This is a genomic window from Bradyrhizobium sp. MI1.3 (genome assembly GCF_055811695.1).
In genome coordinates, this window is sequence record NZ_JBVVPQ010000010.1 from 155,705 (window position 1) to 175,332 (window position 19,628).

Sequence of the window (19,628 nt, forward strand, 5' to 3'; positions counted from 1 at the left end):
GGGCTCGCTTGAGCCCGCGCAATCGGGAGTGAACGATGGGGCCGCTGAAGGGCATCAAGGTCGTCGACATGACCACCGTGTTGATGGGTCCCTATGCGACCCAGATGCTCGGCGACTATGGCGCAGACGTCATCAAGGTGGAGTCTCTGGACGGTGACGTCACCCGCCTGATCGGTCCGATGCGGCACGCCGGCATGGGCCCGGTGTTCCTCAACACCAACCGCAGCAAACGCTCGATCTGCCTCGACCTGAAGAAGCCCGCCGGCCGCGAGGCCGTGCTGCGCTTGCTGAAAGACGCCGACGTTCTCGTCTACAACGTCCGCCCGCAGGCGATGGCGCGGCTTCAACTGGGCTATGACGTTGTTTCCAAGATCAATCCGCGTCTGGTCTATGCCGGCGTGTTCGGCTTCGGCCAGGACGGGCCGTATGCTGCAAAACCCGCCTATGACGACCTGATCCAGGGCGCCACCGCGCTGCCGGCCTTGATGGCGCAGACGGGCGACGGCGTGCCGCGCTATGTGCCGAACGCACTGGTCGATCGCATCGTCGGCCTCACCGCCGTGGGCGCGATCTGCGCCAGCCTCGTGCATCGCGACCGCACCGGACGCGGCCAGCGCGTCGACATCCCGATGTTCGAGACCATGGCCGGCTTCGTCATGGGCGACCACATGGGCGGGCTCACCTACGAGCCCCCGCTCGACAAGGGCGGTTACGCCCGCCACCTCTCGCGCGATCGCCGGCCCTACAAGACCTCGGACGGTTATCTCAGCGTCATCGTCTACAACGACAAGCAGTGGGAGAACTTCTTCAAGGCGACGGGACGCGACGACCTGCGGGCCGACGCGATGTTCGCGACATTCGCCGGCCGCGCCGCCAATATCGACGTCGTCTATGCCGAGCTCGCGCGCATCTTCGAGACGCGCAGCACCGAGGAATGGATCGACCTGCTGACCAAGGCCGATGTGCCCGTGATGCCGATGCACGACCTCGCGTCGATGCTGCATGATGAGCATCTGGAGGCGACCAACTTTTTCCCGGTGGTGAACCATCCAACAGAAGGGCCGATCCGGAGCATGAGGGTGACGGCGACCTGGTCCGAGACCGGGGCCGAACCGGTGCGGCTCGCGCCGCAGCTCAACGAGCACGGCGCGGAAATCCTGCGTGAGATCGGCTATTCCGCCGACGAGATCGACGCCATGGTCCGCGATGGCGTCACCCGTTCGCCGCCCCGGAATGACGATGCACTGGTGCGCCCATGAGCTTTATCACCGGCGTCGGCCTCACGCCTTTCGGCAAGCACGAAGGCTCGTCCTCGCTGGACCTGATGAGCAAGGCCGCGCAGGCCGCGCTCGACGATGCCGGGCTCGAGCGCGCCGAGATCGACGGCATCCTCTGCGGCTACTCCACCGTTTCGCCGCACATCATGCTGGCGACCGTCTTTGCCGAGCATTTTGGCATCCGCCCCAGTTACGCCCATGCCGTCCAGGTCGGCGGCGCGACCGGGCTCGCGATGACCATGCTCGCCCATCATCTCGTCGAAGCAGGCGTCGCCCGCAATGTGCTCGTCGTCGCAGGCGAGAACCGTCTCACCGGACAGAGCCGCGATGCCTCGATCCAGGCGCTGGCGCAGGTCGGCCATCCCGATTACGAAGTGCCGCTCGGACCGACGATTCCCGCCTATTACGGCCTGGTCGCGAACAGGTACATGCACGAATACGGCGTGACGGAAGAAGACCTTGCCGAATTCGCGGTGCTGATGCGCACCCACGGCTGCACTCATCCCGGTGCGCAATTCCAAGATCGCATCGAGGTCGCCGACGTCATGGCCTCGAAGCCGGTGGCGATGCCGCTGAAGCTGCTCGATTGCTGCCCGGTGTCCGACGGCGGCGCAGCCTTCGTCGTTAGCCGCGAGCGGACCGGAGAGGCCGGCGTGCGCATTCGCGGCTGTGCCCAGGCCCATACCCATCAGCACGTCACTGCAGCGCCCGCCCTGAGCGAGCTCGGCGCGGAGATCTCCGTCGGCCGCGCCAAGGAGGCGACCGGCCTTGCGATCTCCGACGTGCGCTACGCCGCGATCTATGACAGCTTTACGATCACGCTCGCGATGCTGCTGGAAGACCTTGGCCTTGCTGGCCGGGGCGAGGCAGCCGCGCGCGTGCGCGCAGGCCATTTCAGCCGCGACGGCGCGATGCCGCTGAACACCCATGGCGGCCTGCTCAGCTACGGTCATTGCGGCGTCGGTGGCGCGATGGCGCATCTTGTCGAAACGCATCTGCAGATGACGGGGCGGGCGACGAATCGTCAAGTGCGTGACGCCTCGATCGCGCTCCTGCACGGCGACGGCGGCGTGCTGTCGTCTCACGTCAGCATGTTCCTGGAGCGGGTGCGATGAGCGAGCGAATCGCGGATTGGACCCAAGGTGTGCAAGTCATCACCTTTCAGACCTGCACCTCCTGCAGCCATGTGCAGTATTTCCATCGCACCTTCTGCGCCGCCTGCGGTGCGCCCGATCCGCGCGAGCAGCGTGCCAGCGGCAAGGGCAGGGTCTACGCGACGTCGCTGGTCTGCCGCGCCGCGACGCCTGAGACGCGGTCGCACGTGCCCTTCAACATCCTGCTGGTCGATTGCGCCGAGGGTTTTCGCATGATGGCGCATGGTGAGAATGATCTCGCCATCGGCGATGAGGTCAGTGCGAGCTTCAAACCGTTCGCTGGCAGGCTGGTGCCGTTCTTCGCCAAAGATGGATAGTGAAATTTGGATGCTCGAATGTAGCCCGGATGGAGCGCAGCGAAATCCGGAATTTTCACCTCACCGATAGACTTTCCCGATTGCGCTTCGCTCCATCCGGGCTACTGCAAAGCCAGCGGTGGGATTCGTCATTCGGGGGCGGTCCTGAGAGACCGAGCCTGGAACGGGAATTCTGGGCCTGGCCTGTGCGAGGGCCACCCTGGAATGACGAAAGCTCTCACCCGACTCTTAACTAGCGCCCGTAGAACAGGATGCTGGCGATGACGAGCATCGCCATCACCGCCAGCATATGCGCGAGCGCCTCCGAGGCCGCCCCCTTGGTGGCTTCCTTCATGCCATTTTCTCCCTAGACTTGGGCGTGACTCATCGATGCGCGGTTAGCGCCTAACGGCCAATTGTTTTTACTCGGAACACCCCTTGCGAGTATCCGCCGCGATCAAGTCCCCACGCGGCGAATATCGACTGTACCAAGGTCGTTCAGCAATGCGGCGGCATTTTGACTCGATGTTGTTGCTCCTGCGGACGCGCAAGAATACAGTTTCGTGGAACTTTCGCCGCTAACGACAAAAAGCATTAAAGGCTTAGGGAAAAACTTCAGGAAAATCATGGCCCGCATCAACTACAGCGACCCGTCCAAGGCATCCGACCGCACCCGCGAGATCCTCGACAAGAACCGCAACGCCAACATCTTCCGGATGATGTCGCATTCGCCGAGCTATTTCGAGCAGTACTGCCGGCTCGGCGGCGCCATCCGTCACAAGGGCGAGCTCGATCCGATCGTGCGCGAACTCGCGATCACCCGCACCGGAATTTTGTGCGAGGCGCCGTACGAGATCGTCGCGCACAAGCGCATCGGCAAGAATGTCGGCGTCACCGACGAGCAGAACGAAGCGCTCGAGAACTGGCAGGACGCCAAGTGCTTCGACGAGGTGCAGCGTGCCGCGCTCGCCTTCACTGACGAGATCGTGAAATTGAACAAGCCGACCGCGGCGATCTTCAACGCGATCGCATCGAAGCTGACACCCGCCGCACTCGTCGAGTTGCAGCTTTCGGTCGGCTTCTACATCATGACGTCAAAGTTTTTGGAGACGTTTGAGATCGATCTTCAGCCGGTCACGGAAGTGGTTGGCTGATCCAAAGCCGCGGCGAGGGATGCCGATGACAATCGATGAATATGCGGCCTGGGCCGCCACCGTTGCAAAAGTCGATGAGCATCCGTCCAACGAACGGCTGTCCTATCTGGGCCTCGGTCTCGCCGGCGAATCCGGCGAGGTCGCCGAGCACATCAAGAAGCTGCTGCGCGATGACTGGCTCGACCAGGCAGGCCTCGTCGAAGAGCTCGGCGATGTCATCTATTACTGGGCCTGCCTATGCGCAGCGACCGGCCAGCAGCCGTCCGAATTGCTCAAGGCGAGTGCGGCCAAGATCAATCGGCGGATCAGTGAGGCGGCGGGCCGCTAGGCCGCTCAGGTCGAGGTCAAGATATCCACCCTGGCGTTGGCGACGATCAGACGGTCGGCGAGAAGCTGCGCAAGATTGCGCATGATGCGTTCGCTGGCGTGCGGGTGCTGCTTGCGGAAGCGCTCGAACGCTTTCAGGGGCGCTTCGAACGCGGTCGCCGCCATGTCCACGAACACGTCGGCGGAGCGAGTGGTCTCGATCAGGGCCATTTCGCCGAAGGCCATGCCGGCGGTGAGCGTCGCCAGCCGCACGCCGTCGGGCAGCGTGACATGCACGGCGCCGCTGCGCAGGAAGAACAGAGCATCGGCGGGATCGCCCGTGGTGAGGATCTTTGTCCCGGATTGATAGGTCCGGATCGTGCAGATCGAGGCGAGGTCGGTCAGCTCTTCCTCGCTCATGCCGGCCAGCAGCGGCTGTTCGGCAAGCTCGGTGGTCTCGTGGAAATCGATCGAGCCTCCGTACCGATAGATGATCTGGTCTTCGGCCCATTCGATCGCGGTGTCGAGCAAATAGAAGTCGCGGACGTTCTTGAGCTCGGCGGTCCATTCCCGCAGGCTGTCCCATTCCTTGGAGGCGCGCCTGACGCCGGACAGTACGACGGTCACATTCAGCGCCGCCAGCTCCTCGAACGCTTCGGCCACCAGCCGCGCCCCGGCGCGCGTGGTGGAGGTGACGCGGTGGAGATCGAAGATCACGAATTGCGGCCGCGGCCGGCCCGCAAGGCGGCGCGAGACATAGTCGACCGCCGACAGCGACAGTGTGCCGACCAGCTCGATGATCCGCACCTCCTGCTCATGCGCCGCGAGAATATCGCGCTCCTGTGGGCGGCGCACGCGCCGCGACGGGCTCTTGCCGATGTCGTAATCGGCGATGACGGCATTGCGAGCATCGTCACTACGGTTGAGCATGTGCAAATCGTAGTGCGAGGACAGCGCCTCGCAGACCTTGATGCCGCGCACGCTGTTGCCATGCTTGTCGAGCCTTGGCGAATAGCTGCCGAGCCCGAGGCGCGCGGGGAGGGCTGCGAGAATTCCGCCGCCGACGCCGCTCTTGGCGGGGATGCCGATCCGGTAGATCCATTCGCCGGCATAGTCGTACATGCCCGACGACGTCATCACCGACAGCGTGCGCGAGATTGCGTAAGGCGTCAGCACCTGCTCGCCTGTGACCGGGTTGACGCCGCGGTTGGCGAGCGTTGCCGCCATCACCGCGATGTCGCGCGCGGTGACCAGCACCGCGCATTGCCGGAAATAGACGTCGAGCACGGCAGCGACATTGTCCGAGATCACCGCGTTGGTCTTGAGAAGATAGCCGATGGCGCGGTTGCGGTCGCCGGTCTGGCTTTCGGAAGCGTAGACGGCCTCGTCGACGGCGAGGTCGCGGCCGGCAAAACGACTGAGCGCGAGGCGAATTTGCTCGAAGGCGTCCGTACCCTTGCTGTCGTGGATCAGCCCCGTGCAGGCGATCGCGCCGGCATTGACCATCGGGTTGAACGGATGGTTCTCCGAGTTGAGCCGGATCGAGTTGAAGGGATCGCCTGAAGGCTCGACGCCGATCGCGCTCTCGACCCTGTTTGCGCCGAGCAGGTCCAGCGCGAGTGCGAACACGAACGGCTTTGACATCGACTGGATGGTGAAGGGCGCCCTGGAGTCGCCGACCTCGTAGACATGACCGTCCAGGGTCGCGAGGCTGATGCCGAAACAGGCAGGATCGGCCTTGCCGAGCTCGGGAATGTAGTCGGCGACCGCGCCCGAGGTCTCCGCCGAGAATTCGCTGAGGCAATTGTCCAGAAACCGCAGCAAAGGCGGCTTGGAGCGGGTCCAGGCGGTGGCGAGAGGCGAAAGCTGTTTCATCGCCTCTCTTTGTGCAACGCAATCAGGGCACGCGCAACCCGTCCGGCACCATGGTCTGCCGCCGGACCAGCAGCAGGGCGAGCAAAACCGTGGGGACGAGGATGGCGAGGCCGAGCAGCGTCACCTGCATCTGCGACAGCGGCATGATGCCGCCGCCGGGGGTGGCCACCACGAACCCGCCGATCACCAGCAGTACGCGGATCGGCCATTCCAGCGCACCGGCGCCGCGGAGATCGCCAACGAAGGGCTGGTAGCCCTGAATGCCGCCGCAGATGAACAGCGTGCCGAACGCCGCGAGCGCCATCAGCCCGAGACCGGCGAGATAGGGGCTCGGCCCCTGCAGCACCAGCGCGGGATTGAGCACGAAGAAGAACGGGATGAAATAGATGATGCTGCCGACCCACATCGATTCCCAGCCCGTCTTCATCGCCGGCGAACCGGCAATGCCTGCGGCCGCGAACGAGGCGATCGCGACCGGCGGGGTGATCGACGACAGCATGCCCCAGTAGAAGATGAACATGTGCACGGCCATCTTGTTCAGCCCGAGTTTCTCCAGCGCCGGTGCGACCAGGATGGCGAGGAAGATGTAGCAGGCCGTCGTGGTCAACCCGAGGCCGAGGATCAGGCTGGTGAGGGCGCACATGCCGAGCAGCAGGAACGGATTGTCACCGGCAATGCGCAGCAGGTCGTTGGCAAGGCTCGACACCACGCCTGTCATCGAGAAGGCGCCGATCAGCAGGCCGCAGCCGGCGAGGATGCCGACAAGCTCGACGAAGGTGCGGCCGTTGACCTCGAGGAATTTGCCGATGGTCGCGACAGTCCAGCGCGTGTCCTTCGAGAACAGCTGGTTGAGGACCAGAAGCAGGGCGGTAGCGTAGAACGGCGCATGGCTCTCGCGCTTGAAGTAGAGCAGCATCACGATCAGCAGCGCGATCACGAAGACGTAGTACCAGCCGTCCTTGATTGTATCCATGACCCGCGGCAGCTCCGCGCGCGGAATGCCCTTCAGCCCGTGTCGTGCGGCGTAGGAATCGACCTGCATGAACAAGCCGACGTAATAGAGCGCGGCGGGAATGATGGCCGCAATCGCGACGTCGGCGTAGCTGACATTGAGGAACTGCGCGATCACGAACGCGGTCGCACCCATCACCGGCGGAGCCAGCACCGCGCCGGTCGAGGCACACGCCTCGATCGCGCCGGCGTAGGAGGCGCGGAAGCCGCTCTTCTTCATCACCGGAATGGTCATGGTGCCGGCGGTGAGCACGTTGGAGATGATCGAGCCCGACATCATGCCGAGCAGGCCGCTGGCGAAGATGCAGACTTTCGCCGCGCCGCCGCGGAAGGTGCCGCACAGCGCGAAGGCGAGATTGATGAAGAACTTTCCGGCGCCGGTCATCATCAGCGCCGTGCCGAATACCAGGAAGCCGATCACGGTGTCGGCAAACGCCTGGATGGGAATGCCGAGCAGGCTCTCGCCCGACAGCACGTGATAGGCGGTCGCCTGCTCCAGCGTCGATTGTGTGCCGCGGAACGGCCCGAGCCAGCTGGATTCCGCGAACAGCGGATAGACGGTGAAGGGGAGCACGCTCAGTAGCAGGCTCCAGCCCCCGGTCCGCCGCAGCGCCTCCATCAGCATCACCCACATCACGAGACCCGCCGCGGTCACGCTGTTCGGCGCGCCGCCGAATTCCCAGCCGGCCTCCGCGGCTTTGCGCACGTTCAACATCAGCAGCAGCGCCGCGGCAAAAGTTACGACGAAGCAGAGAAGGTCGTACCAGGGAATGCGGTCGAGCGGCGCGCGCGGGGTTCCCGGGAAGATCAGGAACGTGAACGGCAGCATCAGGGCGATCAGGAGATAGAAATACTCCGTGTTGAGCTGGGTGTAGCCGACGAAGAAGCGCAGCGAGAATTGCTGGTTGATGCAGAGCAGGACGGTCGCGGCGGTCGCGACGACGAGCGTCCAGCGCCAGGCGCCGCGCAAGCTTCGCACGCGCGTGACCTCCGCTTCCTGCATGTTGGCGGCGGCGCCATGCGGGTCCTCGAACACGATCCGCTTGCCCTCGTCCTGCGGAGCGGTGGACTCTGAAGCAGACGACATGATCGACCCCGCGCGTGGGTTGCTAAGTGCTGACGAATGCGAATGGGTTGAAGCGGTCGGGCCGTGGGCTCCTCAACCTCTCCCGCTTGCGGGAGAGGTTGCGCCGAAGGCGCGGGTGAGGGCTCTCTCCTCTGGGGGAATCCCAACGTTGAGGCACCCTCTCCCCAACCCTCTCCCGCAAGCGGGAGAGGGAGCGCAGCTCGCGCGTGGCAACCATCAGGCCCATCGCGAAATTATTCCTCGAACCCGTTCGGCATGTCGGCCTTCGCAAGCGCTGCGGCACGCGCTTTCATCCAGCCGTCGAGAAACGCCTTGTCATCCGCAGGCGGGTTGGACTTTCCGTAGTCGGTCCACGCTGCGCCAAGCACCTCCTGGCGCTTGATCAGTCTGTTGTTGTGCGTGTCCTGCGCGTCGCTCCATTGCCCGGCTTCCTTCAGCGCCTTTACCGCGCCGGGATGCACCGGCACCACCCAGTTCTTGGTCTGGCGATCGGCCTCAAGCCCGCCGGCGCCGGGTGCGGCGTCCTTGTAGGAATCGTAGTTCACGATCATCGCTTTGGTGATCGCATAGACCTGGTCGGGGGCTTGCGAGGCGTAGGCGACGAAAATCGGGTAGGGGTAGTTGCCGAGCTCGATCGGTTTGTCCGGCGAGATGCCGGCGCCGCAGGTCGCGGTCTGCGGGAAGAAGAACGAGCCGACCTTCTGCATCCGCGCCCAGCCTTCCTTGTCCTTGGCGGGCAGCGGCGGCCAGATCAGGCCGCGCGGCGAGGTCTCGGCTTCCTTGGCGGGGCCGGTGATGGTGGTGCCGAAGGCTGCGTCGGTGTCGTTGTTGATCAGGCCCTTCCACATCGCGCCGTAGCTTGCGAACTCGACGACCTTGACGTCCTTCTGCGTCAGGCCGGCGAAGGCGAGCACCGCGAGCGAGTTCTGGTTCAGCGCCGGCGAGCCGACGACGAAGCCGACGCGCTTTCCCTTGAGGTCCTTGAGCTCCTTCACGCCTGTGTCCGCGGCCACGCCGAGCGTGCCGCAATTGCAGTCGACGGATGAGAGCATGATCTGGAGCGGTTGCGGGCCCCATTCCCTGGAGCCGAACTCGAACACGCCTTCCTGCGCGAAATAGGTACCCGATCCCATCGCGGAAGAAACCGCGCGCTTGGCGCGCAACGGCGCGAGACGCGCGACGTCGTTGCCTGCGGGGAGCACGCGCACGTCGGTTGAGTATTTGTCCTTCATCATTTTGCCGACGCCGACCGCGATGTTGAAGCCGGCGGTGCCGGTGTCATAGGCCGTGAACGTCAATGTCGCCGGCAGCTTGATGTCTTCGGCGGCTGCATAGCGTGTAGACGCAAAAGAAAGGCCCGCGACCAAGGCAGGCGCGAGCATGACCAGCCCACGACGCATGTTTCCCTCCAATGATCCTCGCGTTTGCCGCGACGATTTTCTTTCTTTGTTTGAAACAGGTTTTGTTTGAAACGGATCATGTCATCGCGATCAGGCGATGGCAACGGCGTACCGCGAACGCAGCAATGAGGCTGACAGATTGTCGCGGAAACGACGGGTAATGCAGTCAGTTCGCGACGATCGCGATCGTCTGTCCCTCGGCAACGACGTCGTCGAGCTTCACCAGAAGCGATGTGATCTTGCCGCTCGCAGGAGAAAGCACAGGGATCTCCATCTTCATCGCTTCGACCACCACAATCTCATCACCATCCGCAACGGTTCCTCCAACTTGCACGGGAGTTGAGCAGATGCGACCCGCGATCTCCGTGACGATCTTAATCTCTGGCATGCCATCGCCTTCTTCTTGTGGTCGCAAAATGCCTGAGGTAGTTTCTTCTGCAAGCGGAATTTAATTCCGCACAGCGGAACAAGCGGTAGGGATCATGGGACGACGTTCAGAGCGGTTGAGTAGGCAAGGTGCGCTCGCTGGCGAAGCCGGTGAGGGTGATGTCATCCAGGTGGTGTCGCGCGCGTTCGACGTGTTGCGATGCTTCGAGGGCCACGATAGCAGGCTCGGCAATCTCGAAATTTCAAACCGCTGCGGCCTGCCGCGCTCGACCGTGTCGCGGCTCACGCACACGCTAACGCGGATGGGTCAGCTCGTGTACCTGCCGCGCGATCAGAAATACCGCATCGGTCCAAGCGCTGTGGCGATGAGCGCCTCGATGATGAAGGGCGCGCAGCTGCGCAGCATGATCCGTCAGCGGCTCCAGGAAGTCGCTGAGCAATTGCCCGGCACCGTCGGCTTCGTGGTCCCCGATCGCTTCCATCTGGTCTATCTCCAGTTCGCGCGTTCGGCGACTGCACTGGGCCTGCACGAGGGCACCGGCAGCCGCATCTCGATGGCTTCGACCGCTGCGGGCGCGGCCTATACCGCGGCACTAGCGCCCGAGGTCGGCGATGCCTTCATCGCGGACATGGAGCGGGAAGCTCCCGAGGCTGCAAAGATCCTCAAGCCCCGCATCGAGGCCAACCGGCAGTCGCTGCGCGAGCGCGGCTATGTCGTGGCCTGCGGCTTGTGGAGCCCACATATCAACGGCCTCGCGATGCCGATCTGGTCGCCGCAGTACCAGACCTTCGTTGTCATCACGATCGGTCTGCTCTCGGCGATGTATGACGAAGAGCGTCTGCATGCCGAAGTCGCGCCGCTGATGCTCGCGCTCGGCCGCTCGCTCGGCAGCCTGATGGATGGTGCAGAGGGCGACGTATTCAACGCCCGCATCCCGCGCAAACCGGTCGCCATGGCCATGCACAACAATAACAAGCCGATCAATTCGGAGGGAGTGAATGAACTGGAAGCCGGAACTCGACGAGCTCGCCCGGCGCGAAGCCTTCGCGCGGGAGATGGGCGGCGTTGACAAGGTCAAGCGTCAGCATGACCAGGGCCGACTGACTGTTCGGGAACGTATCGACAGACTGACCGACAAAGGCAGCTTTCACGAGATCGGCGCCGTCTCCGGCGTCGGCGAATACGATTCCAGCGGCGAGTTGCAGAAATTGACGCCAGCGAACTGCGTGTTCGGCCGCGCGCGCGTCGAGGGCCGCACCGTCGTTGTGGTCGGCGACGATTTCACCGTGCGCGGCGGCTCGGCGGACGCGTCCATCTCCGCAAAACCGCTGATGGCGGAGGAGATGGCGCATGATCTCCGCCTGCCCATCGTCCGCATCATCGAAGGCTCCGGCGGCGGCGGCTCGGTCAAGACCATCGAGACCAAGGGCGCGGCGAACTTGCCGGGTGGCATCGGCGGCACACGCTGGTATCGCTTCACAACGGAGAATTTGTCGCGCGTGCCCGTGGTCGCGCTCGGCCTCGGCTCGGTCGCAGGGCTCGGTGCCGCGCGTCTTGCCGCCAGCCACTATTCCATCATGACCCGGAAGTCCGCGATGTTCGTCGCAGGCCCGCCGGTGGTGAAGGCGCTGGGGCAGGACCTCTCGAAGGAAGAGCTCGGCGGCGCCGACATCCAGACCCGCGCCGGCGCGGTCGATCATGCTGTCGACACCGAGGAGGAGGCCTTTGCCTGCGCGCGGCGATTCCTGTCTTATCTGCCGTCGTCGGTTGACGGGCTGCCGCCGACCTTGCCCTGCACCGACAATCCGGAGCGCACCGAAGAGGCGCTGATGAGCGCAGTGCCGCGTAATCGCAAGCAGGTCTACAAGATACGGCCGATCGTCGAACAAGTCGTGGACAAGGGCTCGTTTTTCGAGGTCGGCAAGAATTTCGGCAAGCCGATCATTGTCGGTCTCGCGCGGCTCGAGGGCAGGGCGGTGATGGTGCTTGCCAGTGACAGCTTTCACTATGGCGGCTCCTGGACGGCGGACGCCTGCCAGAAGGTGGTCCGCTGGGTCGACTTCGCCGAGACCTTCCATTTGCCGATCGTCTATCTCATGGACTGCCCCGGCTTCATGATCGGGCTCGATGCGGAGAAGGCGGGCACCATCCGCCATGGCGTTCGCGCCATGGCCGCGGTCAACCAGACCACGGTGCCCTGGTGCACGGTGATCCTGCGCAATGCCTTCGGCGTCGCCGGCGTGGTGCATCAGCCGGCCGACCGCTTCTCGATCCGCTACGCCTGGCCGTCGGCCTATTGGGGCTCGCTCCCACTGGAAGGCGGCATCGAAGCCGCCTACCGCGCGGACATCGACGCGGCCGAAGACAAGGCGGAGAAACTGAAAGAGATCGAGGACCGCCTTAACAAGCTGCGCTCGCCGTTCCGCTCCGCCGAAAAATTCTGGGTCGAAGAGATCATCGATCCCAGGAAGACGCGGTCGCTGCTGTGCGAGTTCGCGCGGCTGGCGGAGCCATTGCGAAAGCCAGGGCCGCCGGGGAATTTTTCGATCAGGCCGTAGCTTCAGCGGCCCCTGCGAGCCGCGGATGCCGACCTCAGCCCAATTGCATTTGGGCAAAATTGATCTAGCGCAACGCCACGCGTCCCATTGTCTGCAAGCGTCTCGTTTGGAACGAGGGAGAGACGTCATGACAAATGCGGGTAACGCGCTGCTTTGGACGGCTATATTTTTCTGTCTGTCGTTCGCTGCAATTTTTGTAGTCTGGTTTGCCGAGCGGTTGCGCGCGGGCTTCGTGAGGAAGCCGTAAAGCGCCCTGGGTTCGCCCCCTCGTCACCTGCTGACCGGACGGCGGATGCCTGCCGCCGGGCGGTGCCTTCGGCGTCGCCGGCATCTGTGCTCGCGCTTTGCCGTGGCAGCGATGACGTGACCTCAAAACAATAACGCGCTACGCTTCCCGGGCAAGAACAAGGGAAGCGCCAATCGTGTACGACTTCATTATCGTGGGCGGCGGCTCGGCGGGGTCCGTGCTGGCCCACCGGCTCTCGGCGAGGAGCGCCAACAAGGTCCTGCTCTGCGAGGCGGGACAGGACACACCGCCCGGAGACGAGCCGGCCGAGATCAGGGACAGCTATCCGGGGACGGCCTATTTCGATCCGCGCTTCCACTGGACCGAGCTCAAGGTCACGACCCAGATCGTCAGCCACAACAATCCGAACGAAGGACGTCCGCCCTTACGCAAATACGAGCAGGCACGCGTGCTTGGCGGCGGCTCCTCGATCAACGGCCAGATGGCCAACCGCGGCGCGCCGACCGACTACGACGAATGGGACGCGCGCGGCGCTGCGGGGTGGAGCTGGAACGATGTGCTGCCCTTCTTCAAGAAGGTCGAGCGCGACCTCGATTTCGACGGTCCCTACCACGGCAAGGACGGCCGGATCCCGGTCCGCCGAATCCCCAGGGAGCACTGGACGCGGCATTCGCAGGCGTTTGCGCAAGCCTTCCAGCAGGCCGGACATCAGTTCCTGCCCGACCAGAATGGCGAATTCGTCGACGGGTTTTTCCCGGTGACGCACTCGAACCAGGCCGAGCAACGCGTCTCGGCTGCCATGGGCTATCTCGATCGCGACACGCGCAAGCGCGCCAACCTCACGATCTCCACCAACACGCAAGTCAGGGAATTGCTGTTCGAAGGCACGCAATGCGTCGGCGTGAAGGCTGTGGTCGACGGACGAGAGCAGGAATTCCGCGCCCGCGAGATCATTCTCTCCAGTGGCGCCATCCATTCACCGGCGCATCTGTTGCGCGCCGGCATCGGCCCGGTCGGTCACCTCAAGGATATGGGCATTCCCGTGCTAATGGGGCTGCAGGGCGTCGGCCAGCGCCTGATGGATCATCCCTCGATCTCGCTGTCGTCCTTTGTCCGCCGCGGCGCGCGAATGAACGAGCACACCAGGCGCCACATGCAGCTTGGCTTGCGTTACTCGTCCGGGCTCCAAGGCGTACCGAAAGGCGATATGTTCGTCGTCCTGCTCAGCAAATCGGCCTGGCACGCCGTCGGTGAGCAGATCGGATCGCTGCTGACATTCGTCAACAAGACCTATTCCGAGACCGGACAGGTCAAGCTTGCCTCGCGCGATCCGGTCGTCGAGCCGATCGTCGAGTTCAACCTGTTGTCCGACCGGCGCGACCTCGATCGGCTGATGAGCGGTTTCCGCAAGATGGCGGCCGTGCAGATGAGCGACGTTGTCAGGGCCGTGACGGACAAGCCGTTCCCGGCCTCCTATACCGACCGCGTGCGCAAGATCGGCGTGGTCAACACCAAAAACAGGATTCTCACCAGGATCGCCGCGGCCCTGATGGACGGACCGGCAGTGCTGCGCCACTACATGATCGACAATTTCGTGGTCGAGGGCTTCACCTTCGACGACGTCATCAACGACGACGAGGCGCTGGAAGCCTTCGTGCGCAAGGCGACCATCGGCGTGTGGCACGCCTCCTGCTCGTGCCGCATGGGCCGGGTTGACGATCCGATGGCGGTGGTCGATCCAGAGGGGCGCGTCAAAGGCGTGCAGGGCCTGCGCGTCGTCGATGCCTCGATCTTCCCGGTGGTGCCGTGCGCCAACACCAATTTTCCGGTCCTGATGTCGGCGGAGAAGATCGCAGCCGCGATCATGCAGTGAGCTGGCATGGCTTTTCGCGCCGGCGACTGCCTTGTCGATGCTGACCCTCCAGGACCGCTAGTCGGACCGCAATAGCTGAAATGGTGGGCGAGAACGGTTCCGCGGCCGACGGTCTGGCGGACATGCGCCCGGGAGGCGGAACTTGGAACCCGGCTTGGGCGTTCTTTGCCAGATTTCGCCTTACGGCTGAGACAGGGCCGCTGATCGCGCGTCCCATCTCGGGGCCGGAGCGCATTTTCGGCGACGGAGCTTCACGGGGGTTCAATGATCAATTCATCGAGCCGGGCGCAAACCAGCGAGCCCGGAGAGTTGCCCAGGATTTCGACCGGCAGTGACGGTCTCGACGATATCCTCTACGGCGGGCTCGATCCCAATCGCATGTACCTCTACGAGGGCCGGCCCGGCTCGGGCAAGACCACAATGGCACTCCAATTCCTTCTCGAGGGCGCCCGTTGCGGTGAACGCGTGCTCTATATCTCCTTGTCGGAAACCAAGCGTGAGTTGACGCTGGTTGCACAGCGGCACGGCTGGTCGCTGCAAGGCGTCGACATCTTCGAACTGGTGCCGCCGGAGACGACGCTCGATCCGGAACGCGAGCTCACCGTCTTCCACCCCGCCGAAATGGAGCTGAGCGAAACCACGGGCCTGATATTCAAGGAGGTCGAGCGGATCAATCCCGCGCGCGTGGTGCTGGACAGCCTGTCCGAGCTGCGCCTCCTTGCGCAGAACCCGCTGCGGTACCGGCGCCAGGTTCTGGCCCTGAAGCACTTTTTCACCAACCGCAATTGCACGGTCATCCTCCTCGACGATCTCTCATCGTCCCAAGACGATCTGCAGCTCCATTCGATCGCGCATGGCGTGGTGATGCTCGAACAGCTCGCCATTGATTATGGGGCAGAGCGCCGGCGGCTTCGGGTGATCAAGATGCGCGGCATTCGATTTCGCGGCGGCTTCCACGATTTCACAATCGAGGCGGGAGGGGTGCGGATATTCCCCCGTCTGGTGGCAGCGGAACATCACACCTCGTTTATCGGTGAGTTGACGCCGAGCGGCAATGCGCAACTTGACCAGCTCCTGGGAGGAGGGCTCGAGCGCGGCACCAGTGCGCTGCTCTTGGGCGCCGCCGGTGTCGGCAAGTCGTCTCTCGCGCTGACCTATGCGATCGCGGCGGCAGATCGCGGTGAGCATGCGGTGTTCTTCGCCTTCGATGAAGGTCGCGGTACGGTGGAGGCCCGGGCTCGAACGCTGGGCCTGCCCCTTGAAAGCCATCTGCAATCGGGACTCATCCGATTTAAGCAAATCGATCCCGCCGAGATGTCGCCCGGCGAATTCGCCGCCAATGTGCGCAACAGCGTCGAAAAGGATAACGCCCGAATTGTTATCATCGACAGTCTGAACGGCTACCTCAACGCAATGCCGGATGAGCGATTTCTCATCCTCCAGATGCACGAGCTCCTGAGCTACCTCGGACAGAAAGGCGTGCTGACCGTCCTGATCCTCGCTCAGCATGGGCTGGTCGGTCCGATGGAGACGGCTCTCGATATCAGCTATTTGAGCGATGCCGTGCTCATGCTGCGCTATTTCGAAGTCGGCGGAGCGGTGCGGCGTGCCCTCTCGGTCGTGAAGAAGCGCAGCGGCAATCATGAAAATTCCATCCGCGAGTTTCGTCTTGGCAGTGCCGGCATCACGGTAGGTCCTCCGCTGAGCGGGTTCAGCGGCATCTTTTCCGGGAATCCACGTTACTCGGGCACGGAGATGCCGGAAGGGCTGTCGGAATGAGCGCCGACCGCGATCATTGCGTCCTCGTGTTTGCTCCGATCGGCCGCGATGGACCGGCATCGGTCGAGCTTTTCCGTAATTCGAATCTCCTGGCAATCAATTGTCGTGGTCTGCCTGAACTGGTCAGCGAGATGTCGGCGGGCGTGGGCGCGGTGCTTCTCGCCGAGGAGGGCCTGTTCGGAAAGGATACCCAGCCGCTGGCACATTGGATCGAGCGGCAGCCGCCCTGGTCCGACCTGCCCTTTGTCATTCTCACCAGCCACCGCGAGCAGCCGGCGGTGGTTGCCTGGCGCCGCAGCATCGTCGAGACGCTCCGCAACGTGTCGCTGCTCGAGCGCCCGGTTCAACCGATCACGCTGACGAGCGCAATTCAATCCGCAATGCGGGCCCGCCGGCGGCAATATGAAATTCGAACCTTGCTGCAGGCGCGCGAGCGGACGGCCCAGGAGCTCGAGAAGCTCGTGGTCGAGCGCACCCGTGCCCTCGAGGAGGCCAACAAGCATCTGCGGGCCGAAATGGAAGAGCGCGCCCGCGTCGAGGAGACCCTTCGTCAGGCCCAGAAGATCGAAGCCATCGGACAATTGACCGGCGGAGTAGCTCACGACTTCAATAATCTGCTGATGGTGATCTCCGGCGGATTGGACATGCTCGACCGGCAGACAGATCCCGATCGGCGGCGTCGGCTGTTGGAAGGAATGGTTCAGGCGGCGCAGCGTGGTGCGGGCCTGACCAGGCAGCTTCTGGCTTTTTCACGGCGGCAGAAGCTCCGGCCCGAGGCCGTCGACATCCCGGCGCAGATCGGCGGCATGCGCGAATTGCTCGATCGGAGCCTGAGAGGCGACGTTCACGTCGAGTTCGATTTTCCGGAGGGGCTTTGGCCGGTGGAGGTTGATCCGGGAGAGCTCGAACTGGTCATTCTCAACCTGGCCGTCAACGCCCGCGATGCGATGCCGAACGGTGGCACGATCGTCGTCCGTGGCGAGAACCTGGCCGGCCTGAACGAGAACGAGATCGCGGGCGATTACGTTCGCCTGTCCGTGGTCGACAGGGGCGTTGGAATGAGCCCCGAGATCCTGGCGCGGGTCTTCGAACCGTTCTTCACGACCAAGGACGTCGGTAAAGGCTCAGGCCTGGGGCTTGCTCAGGTCCACGGATTTGCGACGCAGTCACGCGGAATGGTTCGAATAAAATCGATCGTCGACGAGGGCACCAGCATCGAGCTCTATTTGCCGCGATCCAGGAATGTCCCCTCGGGTGAACGGCATCTCATCGACCTGAACAGGGCGCGTCCCAAGAGGGCTAATCATGGCCGGGTTCTTCTCGTCGAAGACGACGACGAGGTCGCCGCGCTGGTCAGCGAGATGCTTGCGCAGCTCGGTTACCAGGTCACGCGCGCGGCCAGTGCCGCGGCGGCTCTCGGTGCCCTAGCGGACGGCCGCTCCGTCGATCTGGTGTTTTCCGATATCATGATGCCGGGCGGCATGAACGGTGTCGAACTCGCGTCCGAGATCAAGAGAAGGCGAAGCGACATCCCGGTCCTGCTGACGAGCGGATACGCCGAAGCCGCGGTTCACGACGCCGAAATGGCCGGCATCCGGATCCTGTCGAAGCCCTACCACATCGACGAGCTCGCCGCAGCGCTCAGCGCTGCAAAGTTGGACTTTGCGACAACCGCAGGATCTGCCTTAGCGAAGACTCGGGGCTGACCATTCGCGCGACAATCAACGGCGGGGCTATGGCTTGCGGGCGCCCCTCCGCAATTGTGCGCTCGGCCATCGTGCCGCGGCGTACAACAATGCGACGCACGAATGCAACGCGGTCGCCTCTCGGTTGCGAAGACACGCATTCGTCCTCTGCGAGTTAAACATTTCCGCCGCTACGCTTGGGCTGTGATGATTGCCAAAATCGGCCCGCAAATGCAGCCACTTTCAGCCGCTATTTGAGACCATTTCAGCCAAACTGCTATTGGTTTCTTTGCAGGGGCAGGGACCTTCAGTTTGGAGCCCTGCAATGTTCAAGTCGGTTCTTTCCGCGTGTCTCGTCGTTGCCTTTAGTTTCGTCGCTTCTGAAGCACGGCCCTATCGCATTCATCAAGCAGCCGAATGCAACGTCACGATGCCCTGCGACTTCTCGTATTCGCAAACGCGCCGTGAGAGGACTTCCAGGTCGTTCCTAACTCCCAGGTCCTCACTCCAATCCTATCGCGCGACGCAACTGACAGCGGCCGACGCAGGCGGCGCCGCGACGGCGAGCCTCTCGGGCGGTCGCATCGTCGGTAGTCGTCCCGCAGGTTGCCCTTCCTCCTTCTGCGGCTGCGGGGCTGCTCTGCGCGTGTTCGGCCGTATCGTGCCGGAATTGAATCTTGCGTCGAACTGGCTGCGCTTCCCGCGGACATCACCCGCACCGGGAATGGTCGCAGCCCGACACGGACATGTGTTCGTCCTCGAGCAACACCTAAGCGGAGATACCTGGCTGGCTTACGACGCCAACTCGGGCGGACACGCGACGCGAATGCATGCGCGTTCATTGCGTGGCTACACGATCGTCAACCCGCGCGGCGGTTCGGTCGCTTGAGACGCCGGGCGACAGGTGCGTCACGAGACCTGGTGCGCCATCGCGCGAAACACCTTGTCAACCCCGCACTGAAGTAATATTCGTATTTACAGAAGTTCGGATAAGGCGTAGTTTGCGCGCATCCCAGCCTGCTACAAGGGCGTTTCGCGATCGTCACGAGACGTGGGCCGGGAGGCGGTGGCCGCGACTGCGTCGACGCGCTGGGCAGGCTGCAGGGCGGGTTTTCCCGTGAGCAGCTGCACACGCGGTACGACACGGCGCTGACAGCCTCCTCGTTCGGTCTCGATGGCGAGCGCACGCCAGGCATCGAGGACAGGGGCGGGGAGGTGCGCGGACGGCAAAATCGTGTGGTCCTGACGCCCGGGGTCTGTGCGTCAAGTCTTGTGGTGATGCTCTGCCCAACCGGGTCAGCACATCAGCCATCCGCAAGGCGACGGGGGCAATAGTGCATCGCTCCCCGGGGAGAGCGCGTCATAAGCCGTAAAACCATTCGCGCAGGGAAGGCCGGTTGCCGGCGTCACCTGTCGTCCACCCCGTGCGCGTCTTGCTCGCACACGGGACTACGGGTGCCAGCCGGCGCCCGGCCTTCCCTGCGCCCTTTCTTTCGAGAGGGTGCTAAGACTAGAGCAAAGCTCGGGCAAAATGAGTC

The 19,628-nt window shown here is 63.6% G+C and carries 15 protein-coding genes; 11 read left to right on the forward strand and 4 right to left on the reverse strand.

The features are described from left to right. The first annotated feature begins 35 nt into the window (after positions 1-35). The 5 genes from AC0L3A_RS10155 to AC0L3A_RS10175 all read left to right on the forward strand — a co-directional run bounded on the left by AC0L3A_RS10155 (position 36) and on the right by AC0L3A_RS10175 (position 4,209). Complete coding sequence (locus AC0L3A_RS10155) at positions 36-1,259, forward strand: CaiB/BaiF CoA transferase family protein (protein WP_007592310.1); 1,224 nt, start codon at positions 36-38, stop codon at positions 1,257-1,259. Continuing rightward, a complete protein-coding gene (locus AC0L3A_RS10160; RefSeq protein WP_473254282.1) occupies positions 1,256-2,392 on the forward strand; it encodes a thiolase family protein in 1,137 nt (378 codons plus the stop codon). Before AC0L3A_RS10155 ends, AC0L3A_RS10160 begins: the two co-directional genes overlap by 4 nt. Continuing rightward, the gene (locus tag AC0L3A_RS10165) at positions 2,389-2,748 is read left to right on the forward strand and encodes a Zn-ribbon domain-containing OB-fold protein (protein ID WP_473254283.1); all 360 of its coding nucleotides are present in this window, start codon (positions 2,389-2,391) and stop codon (positions 2,746-2,748) included. Before AC0L3A_RS10160 ends, AC0L3A_RS10165 begins: the two co-directional genes overlap by 4 nt. A gap of 605 nt (positions 2,749-3,353) precedes the next feature. Continuing rightward, positions 3,354-3,881 (forward strand): carboxymuconolactone decarboxylase family protein, encoded by a 528-nt coding sequence (locus AC0L3A_RS10170; protein ID WP_007592305.1) that lies wholly within the window; start codon positions 3,354-3,356, stop codon positions 3,879-3,881. A 25-nt stretch (positions 3,882-3,906) separates the two neighbouring features. After that, positions 3,907-4,209, forward strand: coding sequence for a nucleoside triphosphate pyrophosphohydrolase family protein (locus AC0L3A_RS10175; protein ID WP_007592303.1), 303 nt, complete (start codon positions 3,907-3,909; stop codon positions 4,207-4,209). 5 nt (positions 4,210-4,214) lie between these two features. On the opposite strand, the gene glsA is transcribed toward AC0L3A_RS10175, so the two are convergent. From glsA to AC0L3A_RS10195, 4 genes are all read right to left on the reverse strand, one after another. Further along, positions 4,215-6,062 (reverse strand): glutaminase A, encoded by a 1,848-nt coding sequence (gene glsA / locus AC0L3A_RS10180; protein ID WP_354127905.1) that lies wholly within the window; start codon positions 6,060-6,062, stop codon positions 4,215-4,217. 22 nt (positions 6,063-6,084) lie between these two features. Further along, entirely contained in the window at positions 6,085-8,160 is a 2,076-nt protein-coding gene (locus tag AC0L3A_RS10185; protein ID WP_473254284.1) for a TRAP transporter permease, read from the reverse strand. Positions 8,161-8,393: 233 nt separating this feature from the next. Beyond that, a complete protein-coding gene (locus tag AC0L3A_RS10190) occupies positions 8,394-9,560 on the reverse strand; it encodes a TAXI family TRAP transporter solute-binding subunit (protein ID WP_473254285.1) in 1,167 nt (388 codons plus the stop codon). 166 nt (positions 9,561-9,726) lie between these two features. Further along, positions 9,727-9,948: an acyl-CoA carboxylase biotin carboxyl carrier protein subunit gene (locus AC0L3A_RS10195; RefSeq protein ID WP_219683333.1), complete on the reverse strand. Its 222-nt coding sequence runs from the start codon at positions 9,946-9,948 to the stop codon at positions 9,727-9,729. 94 nt (positions 9,949-10,042) lie between these two features. Here AC0L3A_RS10195 and AC0L3A_RS10200 point away from each other — a divergent pair, with 94 nt between their 5' ends. The 6 genes from AC0L3A_RS10200 (at position 10,043) to AC0L3A_RS10225 (ending at position 18,979) form a co-directional block, all read left to right on the forward strand. After that, on the forward strand, positions 10,043-11,017 hold the full coding sequence (locus AC0L3A_RS10200) for an IclR family transcriptional regulator (protein ID WP_473254286.1): 975 nt from the start codon (positions 10,043-10,045) through the stop codon (positions 11,015-11,017). After that, a complete protein-coding gene (locus AC0L3A_RS10205; RefSeq protein WP_035992865.1) occupies positions 10,947-12,506 on the forward strand; it encodes an acyl-CoA carboxylase subunit beta in 1,560 nt (519 codons plus the stop codon). Before AC0L3A_RS10200 ends, AC0L3A_RS10205 begins: the two co-directional genes overlap by 71 nt. Before the next feature lie 422 nt (positions 12,507-12,928). Beyond that, the gene (locus AC0L3A_RS10210) at positions 12,929-14,626 is read left to right on the forward strand and encodes a GMC family oxidoreductase (RefSeq protein WP_473254287.1); all 1,698 of its coding nucleotides are present in this window, start codon (positions 12,929-12,931) and stop codon (positions 14,624-14,626) included. A 264-nt stretch (positions 14,627-14,890) separates the two neighbouring features. Beyond that, positions 14,891-16,405: an ATPase domain-containing protein gene (locus tag AC0L3A_RS10215; RefSeq protein WP_035992861.1), complete on the forward strand. Its 1,515-nt coding sequence runs from the start codon at positions 14,891-14,893 to the stop codon at positions 16,403-16,405. Further along, complete coding sequence (locus AC0L3A_RS10220) at positions 16,402-18,111, forward strand: response regulator (RefSeq protein ID WP_473254288.1); 1,710 nt, start codon at positions 16,402-16,404, stop codon at positions 18,109-18,111. The genes AC0L3A_RS10215 and AC0L3A_RS10220 overlap by 4 nt, the downstream gene beginning before the upstream one ends. A gap of 304 nt (positions 18,112-18,415) precedes the next feature. Beyond that, complete coding sequence (locus AC0L3A_RS10225; RefSeq protein WP_007592281.1) at positions 18,416-18,979, forward strand: hypothetical protein; 564 nt, start codon at positions 18,416-18,418, stop codon at positions 18,977-18,979. The last annotated feature ends 649 nt before the right edge of the window (positions 18,980-19,628 follow it).

What these genes read in the sequence shown, in the direction of transcription:
- AC0L3A_RS10190 (WP_473254285.1), bottom strand. Translation starts at nt 9,560, where the DNA reads ATGCGTCGTGGGCTGGTCATGCTCGCGCCTGCCTTGGTCGCGGGCCTT.
- AC0L3A_RS10200 (WP_473254286.1), top strand. Translation starts at nt 10,043, where the DNA reads ATGGGACGACGTTCAGAGCGGTTGAGTAGGCAAGGTGCGCTCGCTGGC.
- AC0L3A_RS10195 (WP_219683333.1), bottom strand. Translation starts at nt 9,948, where the DNA reads ATGCCAGAGATTAAGATCGTCACGGAGATCGCGGGTCGCATCTGCTCA.
- AC0L3A_RS10155 (WP_007592310.1), top strand. Translation starts at nt 36, where the DNA reads ATGGGGCCGCTGAAGGGCATCAAGGTCGTCGACATGACCACCGTGTTG.
- AC0L3A_RS10225 (WP_007592281.1), top strand. Translation starts at nt 18,416, where the DNA reads ATGTTCAAGTCGGTTCTTTCCGCGTGTCTCGTCGTTGCCTTTAGTTTC.
- AC0L3A_RS10215 (WP_035992861.1), top strand. Translation starts at nt 14,891, where the DNA reads ATGATCAATTCATCGAGCCGGGCGCAAACCAGCGAGCCCGGAGAGTTG.
- AC0L3A_RS10170 (WP_007592305.1), top strand. Translation starts at nt 3,354, where the DNA reads ATGGCCCGCATCAACTACAGCGACCCGTCCAAGGCATCCGACCGCACC.
- AC0L3A_RS10165 (WP_473254283.1), top strand. Translation starts at nt 2,389, where the DNA reads ATGAGCGAGCGAATCGCGGATTGGACCCAAGGTGTGCAAGTCATCACC.
- AC0L3A_RS10175 (WP_007592303.1), top strand. Translation starts at nt 3,907, where the DNA reads ATGACAATCGATGAATATGCGGCCTGGGCCGCCACCGTTGCAAAAGTC.
- AC0L3A_RS10160 (WP_473254282.1), top strand. Translation starts at nt 1,256, where the DNA reads ATGAGCTTTATCACCGGCGTCGGCCTCACGCCTTTCGGCAAGCACGAA.
- AC0L3A_RS10185 (WP_473254284.1), bottom strand. Translation starts at nt 8,160, where the DNA reads ATGTCGTCTGCTTCAGAGTCCACCGCTCCGCAGGACGAGGGCAAGCGG.
- AC0L3A_RS10205 (WP_035992865.1), top strand. Translation starts at nt 10,947, where the DNA reads ATGAACTGGAAGCCGGAACTCGACGAGCTCGCCCGGCGCGAAGCCTTC.
- AC0L3A_RS10220 (WP_473254288.1), top strand. Translation starts at nt 16,402, where the DNA reads ATGAGCGCCGACCGCGATCATTGCGTCCTCGTGTTTGCTCCGATCGGC.
- glsA (WP_354127905.1), bottom strand. Translation starts at nt 6,062, where the DNA reads ATGAAACAGCTTTCGCCTCTCGCCACCGCCTGGACCCGCTCCAAGCCG.